18 protein-coding genes and 1 pseudogene are annotated in these 17,862 nt (G+C 64.5%); 13 read left to right on the plus strand and 6 right to left on the minus strand.

The window, feature by feature from the left end:
• Window positions 1-75: 75 nt before the first annotated feature.
• Complete coding sequence (locus tag ACGFNU_RS03410; protein ID WP_392589767.1) at window positions 76-753, minus strand: hypothetical protein; 678 nt, start codon at window positions 751-753, stop codon at window positions 76-78.
• Window positions 754-940: 187 nt separating this feature from the next.
• Between ACGFNU_RS03410 and ACGFNU_RS03415 the strand changes: the two genes are divergently transcribed.
• Together ACGFNU_RS03415 and ACGFNU_RS03420 are read left to right on the plus strand one after the other, a co-directional pair.
• On the plus strand, window positions 941-1,711 hold the full coding sequence (locus tag ACGFNU_RS03415; RefSeq protein WP_392589768.1) for a hypothetical protein: 771 nt from the start codon (window positions 941-943) through the stop codon (window positions 1,709-1,711).
• Window positions 1,712-1,768: 57 nt separating this feature from the next.
• Window positions 1,769-3,067, plus strand: coding sequence for a cation:proton antiporter (locus ACGFNU_RS03420; RefSeq protein WP_392589770.1), 1,299 nt, complete (start codon window positions 1,769-1,771; stop codon window positions 3,065-3,067).
• Between the two features lie 206 nt (window positions 3,068-3,273).
• On the opposite strand, the pseudogene ACGFNU_RS03425 reads toward ACGFNU_RS03420, so the two are convergent.
• A pseudogene (locus ACGFNU_RS03425) lies at window positions 3,274-3,728 on the minus strand (DUF4383 domain-containing protein).
• 165 nt (window positions 3,729-3,893) lie between these two features.
• Here ACGFNU_RS03425 and ACGFNU_RS03430 point away from each other — a divergent pair.
• Together ACGFNU_RS03430 and ACGFNU_RS03435 are read left to right on the plus strand one after the other, a co-directional pair.
• Entirely contained in the window at window positions 3,894-4,868 is a 975-nt protein-coding gene (locus tag ACGFNU_RS03430; protein WP_392589772.1) for an SDR family oxidoreductase, read from the plus strand.
• A 694-nt stretch (window positions 4,869-5,562) separates the two neighbouring features.
• Entirely contained in the window at window positions 5,563-7,173 is a 1,611-nt protein-coding gene (locus ACGFNU_RS03435) for an AAA family ATPase (RefSeq protein ID WP_392589774.1), read from the plus strand.
• Window positions 7,174-7,219: 46 nt separating this feature from the next.
• Here ACGFNU_RS03435 and ACGFNU_RS03440 read toward each other — a convergent pair whose 3' ends face one another.
• Both ACGFNU_RS03440 and ACGFNU_RS03445 read right to left on the minus strand, forming a co-directional pair.
• Window positions 7,220-8,815: a pentapeptide repeat-containing protein gene (locus ACGFNU_RS03440; protein WP_392589776.1), complete on the minus strand. Its 1,596-nt coding sequence runs from the start codon at window positions 8,813-8,815 to the stop codon at window positions 7,220-7,222.
• A 325-nt stretch (window positions 8,816-9,140) separates the two neighbouring features.
• Entirely contained in the window at window positions 9,141-9,872 is a 732-nt protein-coding gene (locus ACGFNU_RS03445) for an XRE family transcriptional regulator (RefSeq protein ID WP_392589777.1), read from the minus strand.
• 839 nt (window positions 9,873-10,711) lie between these two features.
• Between ACGFNU_RS03445 and ACGFNU_RS03450 the strand changes: the two genes are divergently transcribed.
• Together ACGFNU_RS03450 and ACGFNU_RS03455 are read left to right on the plus strand one after the other, a co-directional pair.
• Window positions 10,712-11,182: a GntR family transcriptional regulator gene (locus ACGFNU_RS03450; protein WP_392589779.1), complete on the plus strand. Its 471-nt coding sequence runs from the start codon at window positions 10,712-10,714 to the stop codon at window positions 11,180-11,182.
• Window positions 11,183-11,199: 17 nt separating this feature from the next.
• Entirely contained in the window at window positions 11,200-11,796 is a 597-nt protein-coding gene (locus ACGFNU_RS03455; protein ID WP_392590986.1) for an HD domain-containing protein, read from the plus strand.
• Here ACGFNU_RS03455 and ACGFNU_RS03460 read toward each other — a convergent pair.
• Together ACGFNU_RS03460 and ACGFNU_RS03465 are read right to left on the minus strand one after the other, a co-directional pair.
• Window positions 11,789-12,265: an NUDIX hydrolase gene (locus ACGFNU_RS03460; RefSeq protein ID WP_392589781.1), complete on the minus strand. Its 477-nt coding sequence runs from the start codon at window positions 12,263-12,265 to the stop codon at window positions 11,789-11,791. The genes ACGFNU_RS03455 and ACGFNU_RS03460 overlap by 8 nt on opposite strands.
• 2 nt (window positions 12,266-12,267) lie before the next feature.
• Window positions 12,268-13,011, minus strand: a complete 744-nt coding sequence (locus ACGFNU_RS03465; protein ID WP_392589783.1) for a helix-turn-helix domain-containing protein — start codon at window positions 13,009-13,011, stop codon at window positions 12,268-12,270.
• A gap of 175 nt (window positions 13,012-13,186) precedes the next feature.
• On the opposite strand from ACGFNU_RS03465, the gene ACGFNU_RS03470 reads away from it, so the two are divergent.
• From ACGFNU_RS03470 to xerC, 7 genes are all read left to right on the plus strand, one after another.
• Window positions 13,187-13,396 carry a hypothetical protein gene (locus ACGFNU_RS03470; protein WP_392589784.1) on the plus strand — a complete coding sequence of 70 codons (210 nt, stop codon included), beginning with the start codon at window positions 13,187-13,189 and terminating at the stop codon, window positions 13,394-13,396.
• A 187-nt stretch (window positions 13,397-13,583) separates the two neighbouring features.
• The gene (locus ACGFNU_RS03475; RefSeq protein ID WP_392589786.1) at window positions 13,584-13,775 is read left to right on the plus strand and encodes a hypothetical protein; all 192 of its coding nucleotides are present in this window, start codon (window positions 13,584-13,586) and stop codon (window positions 13,773-13,775) included.
• 39 nt (window positions 13,776-13,814) lie between these two features.
• Window positions 13,815-14,144, plus strand: a complete 330-nt coding sequence (locus tag ACGFNU_RS03480; protein ID WP_392589787.1) for a hypothetical protein — start codon at window positions 13,815-13,817, stop codon at window positions 14,142-14,144.
• Window positions 14,141-15,949 (plus strand): cell division protein FtsK, encoded by a 1,809-nt coding sequence (locus ACGFNU_RS03485; RefSeq protein WP_392589789.1) that lies wholly within the window; start codon window positions 14,141-14,143, stop codon window positions 15,947-15,949. The genes ACGFNU_RS03480 and ACGFNU_RS03485 overlap by 4 nt, the downstream gene beginning before the upstream one ends.
• A 156-nt stretch (window positions 15,950-16,105) precedes the next feature.
• Entirely contained in the window at window positions 16,106-16,285 is a 180-nt protein-coding gene (locus tag ACGFNU_RS03490) for a helix-turn-helix domain-containing protein (protein ID WP_392589791.1), read from the plus strand.
• Window positions 16,286-16,433: 148 nt separating this feature from the next.
• The gene (locus tag ACGFNU_RS03495; protein WP_392589793.1) at window positions 16,434-16,613 is read left to right on the plus strand and encodes a CopG family ribbon-helix-helix protein; all 180 of its coding nucleotides are present in this window, start codon (window positions 16,434-16,436) and stop codon (window positions 16,611-16,613) included.
• Complete coding sequence (xerC, locus tag ACGFNU_RS03500) at window positions 16,591-17,805, plus strand: tyrosine recombinase XerC (RefSeq protein WP_392589795.1); 1,215 nt, start codon at window positions 16,591-16,593, stop codon at window positions 17,803-17,805. The genes ACGFNU_RS03495 and xerC overlap by 23 nt, the downstream gene beginning before the upstream one ends.
• Window positions 17,806-17,862 lie beyond the last annotated feature (57 nt).

The following is a 17,862-nucleotide window of genomic DNA, read 5'->3' on the forward strand; positions in this document are numbered from 1 at the left end:
TCCATGCGTGAAACTGAAGTCCGCATGTCGCCGCGATCGGGCGTGGTCGCCGGCTGGATGGCCGACGCCTCGTCCTCAGACCGCTCGGGGCCGGGGCACCGCGGGCACGCGCCGGGACGACGCCTCGAACGCGGACACACGTCGGGACGCCTCGTACGCGCGACACCGCAAGGTCAGCAGCGGGCCGGTCACACGCGTGCTCGGCAGATCGTCCGGGACGAGGTCGAACGCATCGCTCGGCGACTCGTCCTCAGGGAGCGGTGTGTGAATTTCAAGCGTTCCGCACGGCCGCCATGGACCTGTGAGCGTCGCCGTCGCGACCGTGAACCTCAAGGGCTGCCCGGTGACCGCGTCGTCCAGCGAGTCGAGCCGCGCGGGAAGCCTTCGTCGCTGCGTCGGGATGAGCCCCAGCAGCTGTGCCTGCTCCCCATCAAAGGCATGGGGAAGAAGCGTGGTGTAAGCGCCGGACATGAACGAGCGGCGGGGTCTGAGAATGTGCCGGATCCCCGAAAACGCACCCGTCGTGGCGAACAGCAAATCTACGGAATTCGTTCGGATCGCGATATCGAGCCCGTCGGGCACACCCACCGGCAAGCCCGCGCTCTTGGAGATCCGGGCGACGACATCGCTGGTGCCCGGCTCGCTCAGGGGGCTGGATCCCTCTACCGTCTGGGTGACGCGCAATGTCGCCTCATATGAGCGGCCCTTGTCTCCACGCAGTCGCGCCACCTGCTCGGCGATGGCGGTGAGCATCGGTGTTCCTCCCGTTCACCCCCGCGTTCTCTCCGGTCCGGCTCCCCACGATCGAGTCGAGCCGCATCGTCCTGCATTACCCGCAGGGCGCCGTTCATCCCGTACCGCGGCTGGATATCCCCTTTGGCGACGGGTAGGGCGATGGTCGGCCCGGATCCGGGCACTCGGTGATCGCCAGGAGGACGTCATGAAACGTAGTGCCGTCGGGGGAGCCATCGCCGGAACCGCGGTCGGCGCCGAACTGCGCGAGCGCACCGGCGGGCGAGGCCCGGACGTGTGCATCGAAGCGGTCGGCATGGAGGCGCACACGACCGGCCCTCAGCAGTGGTACGACCAGGCCAAGCACCAGCTGCGCCTGCAGACCGACCGGCCCTCGGCCGTCAGAGAGGCGATCTATGCCTGCCGCAAGGGCGGATCGGTCTTCGTTCTGGGGGTTTTCGGCGGGGTCGTCGACAAATTCCCGCTGGGCGCCCTCATGAACAAGGGGCTGACGCTTCGCGCCGCCCAGATGCACGGCCAGCGCTACATCCCCATGCTCCTCGACCGGGTCGCGTCCGGAGAGCTGAGCACCCGCCATCTGGCCACCCACTCGATGTCCCTGAACGACGCGCCGGAAGGCTACGACCCCTTCAAACACAAGAAGGACGGCTGCGTACGTGCCGTCTTCAGCCCTCATGACGCCCATCCCACCAGGCCGCCGCCGCCACCAAGCCACCGCCGCCACCAAGCCGCCGCCGCCGAACCGCCGCCCCTGCAAGCCGTCGGCCCCTGCAAGTCGCTGCCGATGCAAGCCGCCGCCACCAAGCCACCGCCACTACCAAGCCGCCGCCAGGCTTCGGTCGCCGGGTTGCCGACGCCAGAAGCCCAGAGGGGCGGGGGCCGGTCATCGCGGTCATGCGCACCGGCGGCCACCGCAGGCCGACGTCTGCTTCTTGCGCCGCCTTGTCCTGGGCCGTGACCAGAGGCGATTCGAAGATCGGGGATTGACCGATCATGTCCGGGGCAGCGGGAGGAGGTGGGGCACATCGATCTCGTCTTCGTCATCGCGGGCGCCGGAGCCCTGCTCGCCGCGGCCCTGCCGGGGCTGATCCACCGCCTCCCCGTCTCGCTGCCGGTGCTGTTCCTGGCCGGTGGCGTACTGATCTACCTGCTGCCGCTGAACCTGCCCGAGCCCGATCCGGTGGCGCATCGCGGAACGGTCGAGCACCTCACCGAGCTCTGTTTGATCGTCTCGTTGATGGGTGCCGGGCTGGCCCTGAACCGCCCGTTCGGCCGCCGCTGGTCCACCACCGGGCGGCTGCTGGTGATCGTCTTGCCGGTGACGACGCTGCTCGTCGCGGTCGCCGCGTACGCGCTGTTGGGGTGGCCCGTGGCCGCGGCGTTGCTGCTGGGCGCGGCCCTGGCGCCCACCGACCCCGTCCTGGCGTCCGATGTCCAGGTCGGCGAACCCACCGACGCCGAGCATGATGACGACGAGGTGCGGTTCAGCCTCACGTCCGAGGCCGGCCTCAACGACGGCCTGGCCTTTCCCCTGGTCTACGCGGCGATTGCCATCGCCCTCGCCGACGCGGACGGGACGGGCGGATGGTTCGGCCACTGGTTCGCGGTCGAGCTCATCTACGCCTGCGCCACCGGTCTCGCCGTGGGGCTCGGAGTCGGATGGCTGCTTGGCCGGCTGTTCTTCCGCGCGGACCGGTCCTCCCTACGGCTGGCCGAACGGAACGAGGGTTTCGTGGCGCTCGCCGCCACCCTGCTGACCTACGGCGTCGCCGAGGTGGTGGGAGGCTACGGATTCATCGCCGTGTTCACCGCCGCCTGCGCGATCCGGGCCGCCGAACGTTCGCACGGCTACCACGGGGTCCTGCACGGTTTCATCGAGCAGATAGAACGCCTGATCACCGCGTGGCTGCTGCTGCTTCTCGGCGGCTACGTCGCCACGGGCGGGCTGAGCGACCTCACCTGGGGCGGCGCCGCGGTCGGTGTGCTCCTCCTCCTGGTGATCCGGCCACTCGTCGGATGGTTCTCGCTGTATCGGGGACGGGCCGGGCGAAGGGAACGCCATATGATCGCTTTCTTCGGCGTCCGCGGCATCGGGTCGCTGTTCTACCTCGCCTACGCCCTCGGCCAGGCGGACTTCGGGATAGCCCCCCAATCGCTCTGGGCGGTGGTGGCGTTCACCGTTCTCGCCTCGGTTTGCCTGCACGGCCTGACGTCCACCCCGGCCCTGTCATGGCTGGACCGGCTACGGCATCACCGCGGCCTCAAGCCTGCCGAACGTCCCGCCGCAGACGGCGCAGTAGGCGGAGCCAGATGATGCCCGCTGGTGCCAGGCGATATCCGCTAGCGCCAAGCGATATCCGCTGGTGCGAGGTAAGCCCCTCTGCACACGCCACGAGCGAGACCAACAATCCAAGGACACCAGAGCGAACGGTGGGGCCGACTCTGCCGGCCCCACCGTCCCTCACCGCTGGGCCTCAGCCTCAACGCTCGCTGAAGCCCACGCCTCACGCGGCCGGCCGGTCAGACGACTCGTTCCCGCTTGGGTGCGCGCCGGCCCAGCACCAGTCCAAGGCCGATCATCCCCGCGCCAAGGACGAAGTGCAGCCAGTCGTCGGCCGTGTTGACGGGGACGAAGTTCGCCGACTCGCCCTTGTCGATCAGGAGGCCGTACAGCCACAGGACCAGATAGATCGCGCCGCCGCCGATCAGATACCACTGGGCGGTGCGGGCCTGGCGGGCCAGCGCTATGCCGGCGACCCCGAACAACAGGTGCACGATGTTGTGCAGGATCGAGACGTTGAAGACGCCAGGAGCTTGGCGCCCGATTCGTGCCCCGCGAACTCCATGGTGTCGTAGTTCGTGGTGATTCCCGGAATGAAGCCGAGGACGCCGACGAGGAGGAACACCGCTCCCACGGCGAGGGCGGCCAGGCAGACCAATGGCCTGTCTGACCTGGTGCGTTTCGTTCGGTTCATGGCTCACACCACCCAGAGGATGCCTTCGAGTGAGCCGCCCGTACCCGGGTTTTCCATGACCATCCCACGCGCCCAGGGAGCATTCGGACGCCGTCCGCCCGGGGCTGTTTGGCTCCGCCGGCCTGGGTAGGAACCGGGCACCCAGCGAACCATGAGGAAAAGATCATGCGCATCAAGAAGGTCGTCGTCATCACCGGTGCCTCAAGTGGAATCGGGCGCGCCACAGCTCTCGAGTTCGCCGGAAAGGGGGTTGCCGTGGTGCTGGCGGCCCGGCGCGAGGAGGCACTGGAGAAGGTCGCCCGCGAGTGCGAGTCGGCCGGGGCGCAGGCGCTGGCCGTTCCGACGGACGTGGCCGAGGCCGGCGCGGTCGAGGAACTCGGCCGCCAGGCGGTCGACCAGTTCGGCCGGATCGACGTCTGGGTGAACGCCGCCGCGGTGAGCCTCTTCGGCCCCATCCAGGACGTGCCGCTGGACGACTTCCGGCGCACCCTCGACGTCAACGTCATGGGCTACGTCCATGGTGCGCGGGTGGCGCTCCGGCACATGCGGGACCAGGGGAGCGGCGTCCTGGTGAACGTGTCGTCGGTCACCTCGCTGATGCCGCAGCCGTACGCGACCGCCTATGTGATGTCGAAGGCCGCCGTCTCGGCGCTGAGTGCCAGCCTCCGCCAGGAACTCCAGGTGACCGGCGATCGGAAGATCAAGGTGTGCACGGTCCTGCCGGCCACGATCGACACCCCGCTGTTCCAGCACGCCGCCAACTACACGGGGCGCCGGGTGGTGGCCATGCCGCCGGTCTACCCGGCCGAACAGGTGGCCAAGGCGATCGTGCGGCTGGCGAACCACCCCCAGCGCGAGGTGATCGTCGGACGCGCCGGACACGTCATGCGGCGCCAGGCACGCAAACGTCCGCACGTGCTGGAACGGGTCGCCGCCCGTCAGGTCGACCGTACGCACCTGTCCCGCGAAGAGCCGGCCCCGGCGATGTCCGGCAATCTCCACGTCGCGCCCGCCGACACGGGCTCGGTGACAGGCGGATGGCAGGGCAAGCGCCACACCGCCGTACGCAAGCTGGTGACGGTATCCCTGGTCGGAGCGATCGCCATCACCGCAGGCCGAGCACTGGCAACCAAGCACTGACACCCGGGGCCACGCTCTCGCCGACCTCAAAGCCTGTCAGAAGAACGAAGAGAGGGTCTCGGAAAGATCCGAGACCCTCTCATATGCTCGTGCGAAGTGGGCCTACCTGGACTTGAACCAGGGACCTCTTCCTTATCAGGGCAACCCCGTGAGTAGATCCCCATCGAGGTCACACGGGAGCCCAGCGGGGCGCCCCTCACCAGCCCAAAGCCCTGATGGAGTCGCGGTGAGTCGGAAGGGATCCCATGCCGCTCGGCGGCATCGGCTCCCCGATTGGCTCCCATGGCTCCCTTTCAGAGGGAGAGGAGCCCTCATGGCAATCAAGATCAACCAAGACCGCATGACCCTCACGATCAACGGCACCGTGACCACCGAGGCGTTCGCGTCGATGGAACCTGGCATGTCACCACCTGGCCTCGCCTCCTCTTCTAAGGCGAAAGAGATCATCTTTACGATGGCGCGGCCCCGAGACAACCTGATTGGTCGAAGTCCTCTGCCGCTCGGCGAACGAACGGCAGGGGATTCGCGCGTCCAGGAGGCCTGTCGCTCACGGGAACGCGCCGCCTTCCGAACCCTCAGCGATCGTTGTAGACCGTGGGCGGTATTGAGGGGGCGTGCCCACATCGGCGAGGTGCTCTGCGGAGCTAAACACTCAGCTCACATTTTCGAGTCAACCCGCGATAACCTGCGCTATATGAGTTATGACCTGACACTGCCAGGCGGTGGCGTCCTGAACGGCCAGCAACCCGTCGTGGTACTCGGCCCGAACGGAAGCGGGAAAACCCGGCAAACCCGACAAATAACCGCACCGGTAACCATAGAGTTCATCAATGCTCTTCGCAACACCCGCGTTGCCCCAGAGTTGCCCGCAATGGGAATGGACACGGCCCGAAACAACTATTTCAGCCAGCGCAACCAGGCGCGCGCCAATCACTGGGAACAATCGGGTGATTTTGACTCCATGTTGTCCCAGTTGCTGGCTCAACACTCTATGGCCGCTATCGAATTTATGACGAGGGTTCGCGCTGATCCATCTACGGCTGGGATGCCGGAGGAGACTACACTCTCCCAAATTGAGGCGCTATGGCGTCAAGTTTTCCCTGGTAGAGAACTCATCTGGCGAGGCTGGAAACCTCTCGTTAAGAATGAGGCTTCCGGGACGATCGTGGAATACAGCGGAAACCACATGAGTGATGGCGAGAAAGCCGCCCTCTATCTGGCAGGTAGAGTTCTAACGGCCGACCCCGGAATCCTCATCGTGGATGAACCTGAAACACACCTCCACTCTCTACTCGCCGTCCGTCTCTGGAATCAGCTTGAAGAAACACGGCCGGATCTACGCTTTGTATACGTCACTCATGACCTGACGTTCGCGCTATCAAGGAAGGATGCCCACTTCGTAGTCGCCAGCCCAACCGATGGCCTCCGTGTTGTAGGTGTTGACGAAGCTCTGCCAAGCGACGTTGCGGAGGCACTACTTGGGTCAGCGTCCCTTTCCTTCTATGCATCGCGAGTAGTCTTCTGCGAGGGAGATTCTTCGAGCATCGACAGTCGGCTTTACGAGGCATGGTTCCGCGGGCCGGACACAGTAGTCCGTCCAGTGGAAAGCTGTCACCGCGTTATCCGGTGTGTAGATGCTTCGAATAGTGCAGGGATCACCATGGGCCTGACTGCGGTGGGGATAATAGATGGTGATTACCACCCGGCCGCTTTCGGAGGCTCCCTTGGTGATAACGTGACGATTCTCGATGTTCACGAGGCAGAGAGTCTGCTCTGCCTTCCAGAGGTCGTGTCTGCGGTTTGTAGTCATCTGACACAGGCCTTCGATGTCGCCAAATACCGGGAGATGCTGGCAAAACAAGTAACCGAAGACCAGAGGCATCAGATTATCATTGCTCGATGGAAACGACGTATGGAACCACTTCTAGAAGGCCTCGTTTCCGGAGTAAGCAAGAGACAAATCCCTGTCGATAAACTCGCATCGGACCTCACGAACATATTCGACCACACCAAGTGGACCTTCTCACCCGAAACAATCCTTCTCGAAGAGAAAGAGAGGGTTGAAAGAGCAGTTCCAGAAGGGACAATTGAGGAATTTTTGAAGATGGTGCCCGGAAAGCAACTTCTACCTATAGCCGCCCGCATGACGGGCGTCAGTGTTCCTACATATCAAAAGCTCGTCTGCAACTCCCTCCGCGATGACCACGAATCACTACGGGAACTCGGACACAAGGTAGAAGGTGCACTTCAACCATACTTGCCTCCTCGTTACGCTCTCGCCATGGCGACCGCGAAGACGGTTTAGAAACCGGACGCTAGACCAGGGAATCATATGGTCCTGGCTTAGACCGTCATCGGCGCCTGACAAGTCTGCCTTCAGTATCACCGGGAAGGTTTGCGTAAACCTCCCAAGGGGCCGGCCAGGCGTTCGCCATATTGGACAGGCAACTGGTGGTGGCACCTTCAAAGTCTGGTTCGGTAACGAACCGAGACCTGTCAAACTCGGTGCTCGCCGCAAACTGGGTCCGCTTGAAATCTGCAGCTTCGCTGAACTGCGCCCCGCCAAACGCCGTGATCCCATCAAAACAGGTTCCGTGGAAACTGATAGCCCCATCGAAGTGGACTTCTTGGAAACGTGTTATCCCAGAAAACTGGACACTCTCGAAATCGACCGTTCCGGCGAATCTAGCACCATCGAACACGGCACCTGCACAGAATTGAGTTCTCGCACCCTCGGAATTTGGGCCGAACTTGGCGGTCTGCCCGAACTGGGCCCCGTCGAATGCGGTGATCCCTCCGAAGCGAACACCGCTGAAGTTAGCGACATCACCGAACTTGGCATGCGTAAACTCTGCGATTCCCTTGAAACGGGCACCGTCGAACTGCACTGATTCACCGAACTGAGCTTCGCTGAATGAAGTCACTCCACCGAACTTGGCGTCGCCGAACTCCGCGATGTGAGGAAACTGTACCCTCTCAAACAGGGCAATGCCGTCCCATCGGACGCCTCCAAAGTCGGCGACATCGGCGAACTGAGCGCCGTCAAATCTGGTGTTGCCCCCAAAGAAGGCCACGCCGAAAGTAGCTCTCGCTTTGAACTGAGCCCCTTGGAAGGTGGCGTCTTCGCTGAACTGTGCACCGTGAAAGGCAGCATTACCCAAAAATTCGGCGTTCGTGAAGCTGGCTTGGCTGGGGCTGCAACTACCGAAGTCGAAGTCGATCAACTGTGCACCAGTGAGGTCGATGAGCATGCCATCCCAATATGCAGAAGGCCTCTCCTGGTCAGGTTGTCCTATAGTGAGATGCCTCTTGAGAATCTGCTGCGCGGCCAAGCGAACTTGAAGTTCCTGTTGAGGAGCCTCGCTGGTGGAGTCGGGCGGTGCACTATGGGAGGCCTGCGCGTGGACTTGGTATGGCATCCGCAGGTAGGCGCAGATGACGTCAGTAACGGTCTGGCGGTGCTTAGGGTGATCTCGACCAAGGCGTTCCAAAGAGTAAAGGCCACCGAGACGCACGGCCGCCTTGTCGTGACCGAGATGTTCAATAGCTTGTCCGTACAGCTCAGTCACTCGCCGCTCGACAGCGTCGTATTCTGTGTGGGCATGAACTCGCTCGGAGTGGGCCTGCATCCGTTCAGCGCGTTCGCCTGCAGCTTCGTCGACGCGTTGACGCCGATAGGCGGTGACCAAAGCCACTAGTGCTCCGACCCCCGCCACCAAAGCGAAGACGAGCTTGAGTAGTTCTAGCTGCGCGGTGGTATCCAGCGGCTTGGGTTCGGCGTGAGGAGGTGAGCCCAGCAACCAGGAAATGAAGAACCAGGCGCTCACGAGCAGCAACACGGCCGTGCCGACCGCGAACGTGAGCGCCCGGCGTATCGACCACAACCCTAGCGCCAGATGCGCCTGCTTGACCGAACGCTCTTCCGACGCCCCCTCGGTTTGAGTCACCCTTCAATGCTATGGATGTGTCAGCACTGCGGGGGCGGTTCATCCAGGTTCGTGTCGTCCACCCAGCGATGCACCTTGACCACGATCGCAAGGTCAAGCAGACGGATCATGACTGTAGGCCACCTCTCGCAGAGCACCCGACGTCGTGTCTCCGGTTCTCGGACGAGCGGCTGCCACCATAGAAGTTGATGACGCTGTTCACATCTAGTGAGCGTGGCTCCTGTTTGCCGCCCGAAAGCTGCGATTACGAGGACCTATCAGCGTGGATGACGGCAGCGGGGTTTGCTGGGTACGCACGAAGCGGACGCTGTAGGGACGGGCCGGGTCACGACAATGGGGTGGCGTTCGACCAGACGCGTTCGAAGCTTTCTAGGTAGAGGCTGGCCATATCACCGTCTCCGGCTCGGCGGAGGTGGAGGACGGGGGCGTGTGATGCGGCGATGCCATAGGCGTGTGGGTTGATTAGTAGATCCTCGTCGGCGCGGTAGATGGAGTTGTAGAGCACGGTGTCGTGTAGGCGGATCTCGACGCCCTCGGTGGCGTGGAGCGGCTGATAGAGGACCAGCGCGTTGCGGATCTTGGCGGCCATGGATTCGCCTACGCCCTCGTCGGCACCGCGTTCGGAGACGCTTGTGCTTTCCGGGTCGCCGAGCAGGATGCGGATGGGGACGCCACTACGGGCCTTGTCGGTGAGACACCGGATGATGCCACTGTCCTCGGCGAGAAAGAGGCCGGCGTAGGCGAGGATGCCGATCTCGTACTGGGCTTCCTCGAAGAGGCGATGCCAGACGGCGCGGGGGACGGACCACCTGTGGGGGTAGGTGGCGATGATCTGTGTGCTTGGCGCGTCGGGTGCCGGCATGGGCGGAGTTAGGTCAGGCCATAGGTCGACCTCGTCGCATCCGAGTAGGCCAGCGACTCTCTTACGGTGGCGCGGGTAGGGCGTGCGTCCGTCTAGCCACCTGCGGACCGTCTTGGGGTCCACGTCCGCATGTACGGCGACCTCGGATTCGGTGAGGTGTGCGTCGGCTAGGGCACGCCGCAACAAGTCGTTCACCGAACCTCCCGGAGATGCAAGTGAGAATGACGCTAACAGAAGACGTCCCTAGACGTCCCTAGTTGCCCGTCGAGAGGTCCTCCGGCTGGACGCGAGGCTCGGAGCAGTGACGAGCCTTGCGCTCGTCACGGCGCTCACAGGTCCCCCGCTGTGACTCCAGGAGGCAACCCATGTCCATCGACCGGCCCCGAGTGTCCGACAGCTCGCCGGACACGCCGAAAGCGCTCAGCACCTCCGACGCCAGATTGGCGGCTCTCGCTGCGCCCCTCCGCGCTCATGGTTTCGGAGTGGCGCTGACCTCGAAGGGCTTGACCGTGCGCAACCTCGAAGCGCGCGGTTGCTGTGACGACAACCCCAGGCTCAGCGACACCATCACATGTCGGCGCCGTTCCGAGGATGCGGGTCGTCTGTGGTTCTTCAGTTCAGCGGGGCAACCCATCGCCGAGGTTGAGCGCATCGCGGATGCGGTCGTGTGGATAAAGGGTGCTCTGAGTCCCGGAGCTGAGTGCGGCAGTACGTCTCAGAAGGCGGGCCGTTGATGTCCCGCGTCAGAGGTCGGCACCGTCGAGACGCTTCATCAGCTCCGACTTCGAGTTACCCACAGACCGGCGCGGCGGGGTGGTGGACCTCCGTTCCCCAGACCCCTGGATGGTCCTACCCCGCCGTGTCTTCTGGCGATCCGTCCACAGTTGGTGGACGGCGATGCAAACGGCGCCGCAGCATCGCGAGACGCATCATCAATGCGCTGATCGTCCTCGAATGATGCACAGGCAGATCGACGGGTGGGACTCGGGCTCTGAGGCCGAGTCCCACCGTCATGTCGGCCGAGGCAAGGCAGCATGACCGATCGCCGAACGAAGTGGGGGGCTTACGTCGGCATCACGGAAGTCCTGCGTCAGCGCATCATCGAAGGTGGCTACGCGCACGGCTCGCGGCTGCCGTCAGAGGCTGCACTCCGGAGGGAGTTCGGGGTTGCGCGAAACACGCTGCGGCGTTCGTTGGTGAAGCTTCAGGACGAGGGCTTGGTCAAGGTCGTGGCTGGTGTCGGGCGGTTCGTCTGTGCCCCGGGCGAGGACTTGGAGCAGACGGACCCTCAGCCCGTCTACATGCGCATTGCTGGGGATCTCCGGAGTCGGATTCAAAGCGGGGAGTTCGAGGTGGGGAGCGCGCTTCCGAGCGAGTCACGCATCTGCGAGCGTTACGAGGTGGCGCGCTACACGGCTCGCCTGGCGTTCCGTGAGCTGGAGAGGGCTGGTCTCCTGGAAGCGGTCCACGGGAAGGGACGTTTCGTAAGGCCAGGACGTCCGTAGAAGACTGGTTGACGTCCGTGAACGTCGGTAGGCGTGCCCGTAGCTTCGAGAACATGAACAACACAGCCGTGTGGGCACAAGAGACCGCTCGCAAGCATCTCGAAGCGCCGCTACCGCGCCGATGGGCGCACACGCAAGGCGTCGCCGGCCAGGCCCGGACGCTCGCACCCATCCTCGGCGACCGTGCCGATCTCCTCGAAGCGGCCGCATGGCTGCATGACATCGGATACGCGCCCGACCTTGCCGCTACGGGCTTCCATCCGCTCGACGGTGCCCGCTTCCTCCGTGGGCTCCAGGTGGACGACCACCTCTGCCGGCTCGTCGCTCATCACTCCTGCGCGCGGATCGAGGCGCGGGAACGCGGGCTCGCTGAGGAGCTGACAACCGAGTTCGGGCCGGAGCCTCCCGAGTTGGACGACGCACTGATCTACTGCGACATGACGACTGGTCCGGGAGGCGAGGCGCTGACCGTAGAGCGTCGCCTCGCAGAGATCCTTTCCCGGTACGGAGACGGTCACCCCGTCAGCAACGCGATCACCGCAGCGTCGCCGCGTCTGGTCGAGGCTGTGTACAAGGTGCGTCGAGGGTTGGCGGCTTGTGAGGCCGTCAACTGATGATCGGCTGTTTCTGTTCTTGCAGGTAGTCCTGGATGCGGCGGCGCATTGACCGGTCCATCTGGCGGTCCATGGCTTGTTCTGCCGGGATCCAGAGGACCGCGCGGGACTCATCGCTTGTCTGCGGCTCCCCACCGACCGGACGAGCCTTCAGAACTATCGAGAACTCCTGTCGGACCTCATCGTTGCTCGTGTAGTGGATGAGGTGCTTCGGGTCGCTGTAGATCCCGACGAGGCCTGTGATCTCGCAGTCGACGCCCGTCTCTTCCTTCGTCTCCCGGATGGCAGCCTCGGCGACAGACTCGCCTAGGTCGATGGCGCCTCCGGGGAGTGCCCAGTTGTCGTTGTCGGTGCGGTGGATCATGAGGATCTCACCGTTGTTGTTGGTGACGGCAACGTTGACGGAGGGGACGAGGCTGTTGGCGGGGGGAGCGTCCGGGTCGTCGTAGTAGTCGATCCTGCGGCCCATGCTCAGTCCCCCGGTAGTGGTGTGGCGCCTTCCCACACTCGTTCGAAGCTCTCCACGTAGGTGTTGACAAGGTCGCCGCCGGCTACGCGGCGGAGGTGCCAGACGGGTGCGAGGGGCGCTGTCACGCCGTAGACGTGGGTGTTGACGAGGAGCTGGTCGTCAGCGCGGTAGATCGAGTTGTACAGGACGGTTCGGTGGAACCGGAACTCGATCCCCTCGACCTTGCGCAGGGGCTTGTACATGACGAGGGCGTTGCGGATCTTGGCAGCCATGGCGCCGTCCACACCTTCATCGGTGCCACGTTCGGCGACTTGTGGGCTCTCCGGGTCGCCGAGGAGGATCCGGACCTTCACGCCGGCCCGTGCTCGCTCCGCAAAGATGCGCTGCACATCGGGATCTTCGGAGAGGAAGAGGCCCGCGTAGACGAGGACTCCGATCTCCTCCTGTGCACTGGCGAACAGACGTCCCCATGCGTCCCTGGGGACGGAGGAGCGGTGCGGGTAGAGCGTGACTAGTTCGCTGCCCGAGGCCGCGGTGACTTGTTCGTTCGTCAGGGCGTCGGGCCACAGGTACGACTCGTCGACGCTGAGGCGCGAAGCTACTGCGTAGCGGTGCTTTCGGTACGGGGTGCGGTCCTTGGTGATCCACCGTTCGACCGTCTTTTGGTCCACGCCGATGTCCTCGGCGAGCGTGGCGACCGTGAGGCCCTGCTCTAGCAGCACCGCGCGGAGGCGTTCGTTCGGCATGCACCCGTCCAGATCCCCGGGACGTCCTAGGACGCGGCAAGCCTATGAGGACGTCATGAACACGTCCAGTCATGTAGTGATCTCGTCCCGAGCCTCAGGAGCACTCTCGATCTCGTAAGGCACCACACCAGCCCGAGCCCCCCACGGACCGGGCTTACGAGAAGAGGTGATCTCCATGATTCTCGTCCTGGCCGCCATCATCGCCGTCTTTCTCGCCGGAGCCGTCTGCGGAATCTTCGCCATGCTGGTCGTCGGCATCCACGCCGAAGAGCGCCGCATCACCCGCGCCGGCACCGGCCCGACTCGCGCCGGCGCCAGCTCGCGACGCTTCCTGTCCACACAGACCGGGGACGACCTCCCCGCCCGCGTCAAGGCGGGACGGTGAACCACGTGAGGATGCCGACCATCATCACCGGCCACCGATGCCCCTGCGGAGGCCGCCTCGATCCCGGCAAGCGCCGCTGTCACAAGTGCCGGTCCCGTGCTCGGTGGCACCGCCGCAAGCAGGGATCCCGCTACCCCGACCTCTGGCTCTGAACGACCCGCTCCGGTGAGAGGAGGTGAGACACGCAATGACCGTCTCGGTTCCGCTGGTTGCGATCCTCGGCGCGCTGGTCTGGGTGGCCTGGCGCTACATGGGACTGCGCGCTTGGCATGTGGCCGTATGCCTGCTGTTCGGCTTCTGCCTGGCAGCGACCAGCGCCGCACCGGAGATCAACCGGATCGTGACCGGACTCCTGAATATCCTCAGCGGTTCCAAGTAGTGGCAGCGTCGCGCGCCGCTTGAAGGGAGTGATGCCTATATGCCGACCACACCCCCGACCAGGATCGATCTCCGGGAGGTCCGTCACCGCAACCGCACCGCACGAGAAGCCATGGCAAGGTTGCCGCACACCATCCCTGGTCTTCTCGACATCAACGCTTCACTCGACGACAACCCGCTTCTCGCCTCCGCGGTACGTCATCTCTCCGCCGAGCTGGCGCAGGTTCGCCGCCGCAGCGCAGACCTCATAGCCGCAGCTCGCGCCACACTCACCGCCGAACGCGACGCCGAGCCAGACCCGCTCTACTACCTGCGCGACGAGCTACGCGCGCAAGGGCATCTCCCTCCCGATATCCGGGGGGACACGTGACGAGAGCGCGCCAGATGCGGCGGCACGCCCGCAAGATGCGTCGCTACGGCTTCCAGCCGATGATCGTCATGAACAACGGTGACCAGCTACCGGACGTCGCCGTCACACTGATCGGCCGAGCACTGTGGCGGTACCGCTCCGAACTCGCCCCCATGTACCTCGCCGCAACGCTCGCGTGCGCAGGTACCGTCCTCCACCTCACCAATCCGCACTGGTGGCTGTACCTTCTCGTCGCCACCACGATCACCGCCTGGCTTCTGGCGCTGTTCGGCGAACGCGCCGGCCTCACCTTGCGCACCGAACGCTTCTACGCCGCAACCGTGGCCATGAGCGCTGGAGCATGGCTCGCCACGGTGACAGCGCTAGGCATCACCTTCCGGCCGCTCGTGTCGCTGCTCCTCGGCGGCGGGCTCGTCCTGGCGCTGCCTTGGTGGGTGCATCGGCGTCGGCGCGCGAAGGTACGCGTGGATCGTCAGCTTGCCGCATGGCCGGAGATCGCCCAGTCGGTCGGGCTTGCGGGCTCACACGTCCAGTCCGCGGTTGTGGATGTCTGGGGATGGCGTGCCCGCTTCGCCCTGGCGCGCGGTCAGACGATCCAGGACGTGATCGGCAAAGTCCCCGCCATCGAGTCAGCACTCGGCACCTTTCGCGGTGCGGTGCGCGTACAGCCCACCAGGGACGACAGAGCCAACCGGTTCGAGCTACGCGTGCTGGACACCGACCCTCACGCCGACGCAATCCCCTGGCCGGGACCGTCCGTCTCCTCGATCACCGAACCCATCGACCTCGGACCGTTCGAGGACGCCACCAGCGCCCGTGTTCTCCTCCTGCGTCGACATGGTCTGTTCGGTGGCGTCGCCGGCTCGGGCAAGAGCGGCGGGATCAACGTCCTGATGGGCAACCTCACCGCGTGCCCGGACGTGGTGATCTGGGCGATCGACCTCAAGCGAGGCATGGAGCTCCAACCCTGGGCCTCCTGCATTGACCGGCTCGCCACCGCTCCCGAACAAGCCCGCGTCCTCCTCCGCGACGCTGTAGCCGTCCTGGAAGCCCGCGCGGGCTGGCTCGCCAGCCGAGGGCTCCGGGTCTGGGAGCCCACACCAGCGCTACCGGCTCTGGTCCTCGTCATCGACGAGTACGCCGAACTCGCGGACGACGCTCCTGAGTCGGCACGCGATACCGACTCCATCGCACGCCGAGGACGCGCCGTCGCCGTCACCCTCCTGGCCGCCACACAGCGCCCAACGCAGAAAGCCATGGGCAAGGGCGCCGTCCGCTCACAGATGGACGTACGAGTCAGCTTCCGTGTCCGCGAACGTAGGGACGTGGACCTCATCCTCGGGCAAGGGATGCTCGACGCCGGATGGCACGCTCACCGACTTAACGCACCCGGCAAGTTCTTCCTGTCCGCGCCCGAGCACGACACGCCTCGGCGCGCTCGCGCGTACCTGCTCACCGACGAGGCCGTAGCCGCGGCCGTCCACAAGCACGCGAGCCTCCGTCCGGCCCTGGACGGGATATCCCGAACCGCGATCGAGGAAGCGCAAGCAGGCACCCCGCCCCACAGTGCAGAGGAGCAAGAGCAATCGCCCGACACGCGACACCGAGACGACCGTCCCGAGGCGGTGCTCTGGACGTTGCTTAACGGCGCGCCCGAGGAGGGGATACCCGTCTCCCACCTCATCAAGGCAACCGACATGAGCCGCCCATGGCTCTACCAACGACTCCGCGAACTCTCCGACGACGGTCGCGTCACCCAGGTCACCCGAGGCCGTTGGCGAGCGACCGCTCACCACTCTCAGTGACTTGTCTACGTCTACGTCCACGCGCGCGCCTGCACGTATGGGCCATAGACAAGGCATAGACAAAGACGAAGACAATCACACACCGTCACAGAACCGGAGGCGATCATCACGCCCGACCCATGCCCGAGCAAGGCTTGGGAAGACGAGGAGGTGAGCGTGCAGGCATACACCGTCGAACAGGTCGCCGAGATCCTTCAGATCGGACGCGACAAGGTCTACTTCCTGCTCCGTACCGGCCAACTCCGCAGCATCAAGATCGGAAAGCTTCGCCGCATCACGGACAAGCAGCTCGCCGAGTTCATCGCCACTCTCGAAGAGAGTACTGCCGCCCTGTAGAACAGCGTGCTACGTTGTTCTACGTAGAACCTCGGGGCTCGCCCCAGGGGGAAGGCCCCGAGGTTCCCGCCTCTTGATAACTCCATCGACGCGAGCACGCTCTCAACTCGGCAGACTCAGCATCACCGCACGAGAGGAGACCGCTCACATGACCGAAGAGAAGACGACCCTGCCCCCGGTACGGGTGGACAAGGCGTTCAAGGAGCGCCTCGCCGCCTACGCCGACACGCAGGAACGTGACGTGTCATGGGTCATCAGGAAGGCGATCAAGGAGTACCTCGACCGACACGAGGAGGGATCCTCCCTTGGCCAAGATCCTGATCGGTAAGTACGAAGGAAGCATCTACCCCGAAGGCAACGGCTACACCGGCGCCATCGACCTCGGATACGGGCCGGACGGCAAGCGCAAGCGGCTCAAGCGCAAGGGCCGCACCAAGACGGCCGTACAGAACAAGCTCAACAAAGCGATCGAGGCATTGGAATCGGGCATCAGAAGCCCGGAGAACTACACGGTCGGCCAAGCAGTCGAAGACTGGCTCTCCAAGGGCCTGAAGAACCGCGACGCCAAGACCGTCACCACCATCCGCATCCTCGCCGAGAAGCACGTGATCCCGCTGATCGGCAAGACCAAGCTCCAAGACCTGCGTGCCGATCACGTAGACGATTGGCTCGACGGTCTGAAAGACCAGCTCGCCACGCAGACCCTCCAACGGGTACACGCCATCCTCAAGCGAGCCATCCGGCATGCACAGGCGCGCGACATGGTCCTCCGGAACGTGGCGGAGCTGACCACAACCCCGAGAGGCAAGACCGGACGTCCAAGCAAGGCACTGACGTTCGAGCAAGCCACGGCCGTACTCGACCAGGCCAAATCATCACGGCTGCACGCGTACGTCGTGATCAGCCTCCTGACGGGCATCCGGACGGAGGAAGCACGCGCGCTCAAGTGGGAGCACGTCGTGGCGTGGGTGGACGACGACGCCGATTGGCGACCGGTCCCCGAGGCCGGCTTCGACCACAAGCGGTTCGCCATCCACGTCTGGCGCTCGGTCCGCGCGACTGGCGACACCAAGACACGCCAATCACGCCGAACGCTAGAACTACCCGAGCAAGCCGCAATCGCTCTCAAGCAGCATCACAAGCGCCAAGCCGCCCAGAAGCTCAAAGCGGGCGACACGTGGAAGAACGAGGGCCTCGTCTTCTGCTCCCCAATCGGCACGCCGCTCGACGCTGCGAACGTGCGGCGTGCGTTCCGGCTCATCACCAAGAAAGCCGAGATCGGAACGGACTGGACTCCGCGCGAGCTCCGGCACTCGTTTGTCTCGATCATGAGTGACAACGGCGTCCCGCTAGAGAACATCGCCGACCTCTGCGGGCACGCCTCGACGGCCGTCACCGAGGTGGTCTACCGGCACCAGCTCAAGCCGGTCATCACCAAGGGCGCCGAGACCATCAACAACGTCTTCGCTTCCGAGACCACCCCAACGAAGATGAAGACAAGCCGCAAGAAGTCCGCGTAAGTCGCGTGACGATGGCTCCCCGCTGGGCTCCCATAGACCTCAAAGATCAAAAAGAGG

Origin of the sequence: Spirillospora sp. NPDC048911 (genome assembly GCF_043198015.1) — a bacterium.
Classification (GTDB): domain Bacteria; phylum Actinomycetota; class Actinomycetes; order Streptosporangiales; family Streptosporangiaceae; genus Spirillospora.

Bases quoted from the DNA above. Each gene is read 5' to 3' on its own strand.
- ACGFNU_RS03450 (WP_392589779.1), top strand. From the start codon at position 10,712: ATGACCGATCGCCGAACGAAGTGGGGGGCTTACGTCGGCATCACGGAA.
- ACGFNU_RS03480 (WP_392589787.1), top strand. From the start codon at position 13,815: ATGCCGACCACACCCCCGACCAGGATCGATCTCCGGGAGGTCCGTCAC.
- ACGFNU_RS03495 (WP_392589793.1), top strand. From the start codon at position 16,434: ATGACCGAAGAGAAGACGACCCTGCCCCCGGTACGGGTGGACAAGGCG.
- ACGFNU_RS03430 (WP_392589772.1), top strand. From the start codon at position 3,894: ATGCGCATCAAGAAGGTCGTCGTCATCACCGGTGCCTCAAGTGGAATC.
- ACGFNU_RS03460 (WP_392589781.1), bottom strand. From the start codon at position 12,265: ATGGGCCGCAGGATCGACTACTACGACGACCCGGACGCTCCCCCCGCC.
- ACGFNU_RS03415 (WP_392589768.1), top strand. From the start codon at position 941: ATGAAACGTAGTGCCGTCGGGGGAGCCATCGCCGGAACCGCGGTCGGC.
- ACGFNU_RS03410 (WP_392589767.1), bottom strand. From the start codon at position 753: ATGCTCACCGCCATCGCCGAGCAGGTGGCGCGACTGCGTGGAGACAAG.
- ACGFNU_RS03475 (WP_392589786.1), top strand. From the start codon at position 13,584: ATGACCGTCTCGGTTCCGCTGGTTGCGATCCTCGGCGCGCTGGTCTGG.
- ACGFNU_RS03465 (WP_392589783.1), bottom strand. From the start codon at position 13,011: ATGCCGAACGAACGCCTCCGCGCGGTGCTGCTAGAGCAGGGCCTCACG.
- ACGFNU_RS03435 (WP_392589774.1), top strand. From the start codon at position 5,563: ATGAGTTATGACCTGACACTGCCAGGCGGTGGCGTCCTGAACGGCCAG.
- ACGFNU_RS03470 (WP_392589784.1), top strand. From the start codon at position 13,187: ATGATTCTCGTCCTGGCCGCCATCATCGCCGTCTTTCTCGCCGGAGCC.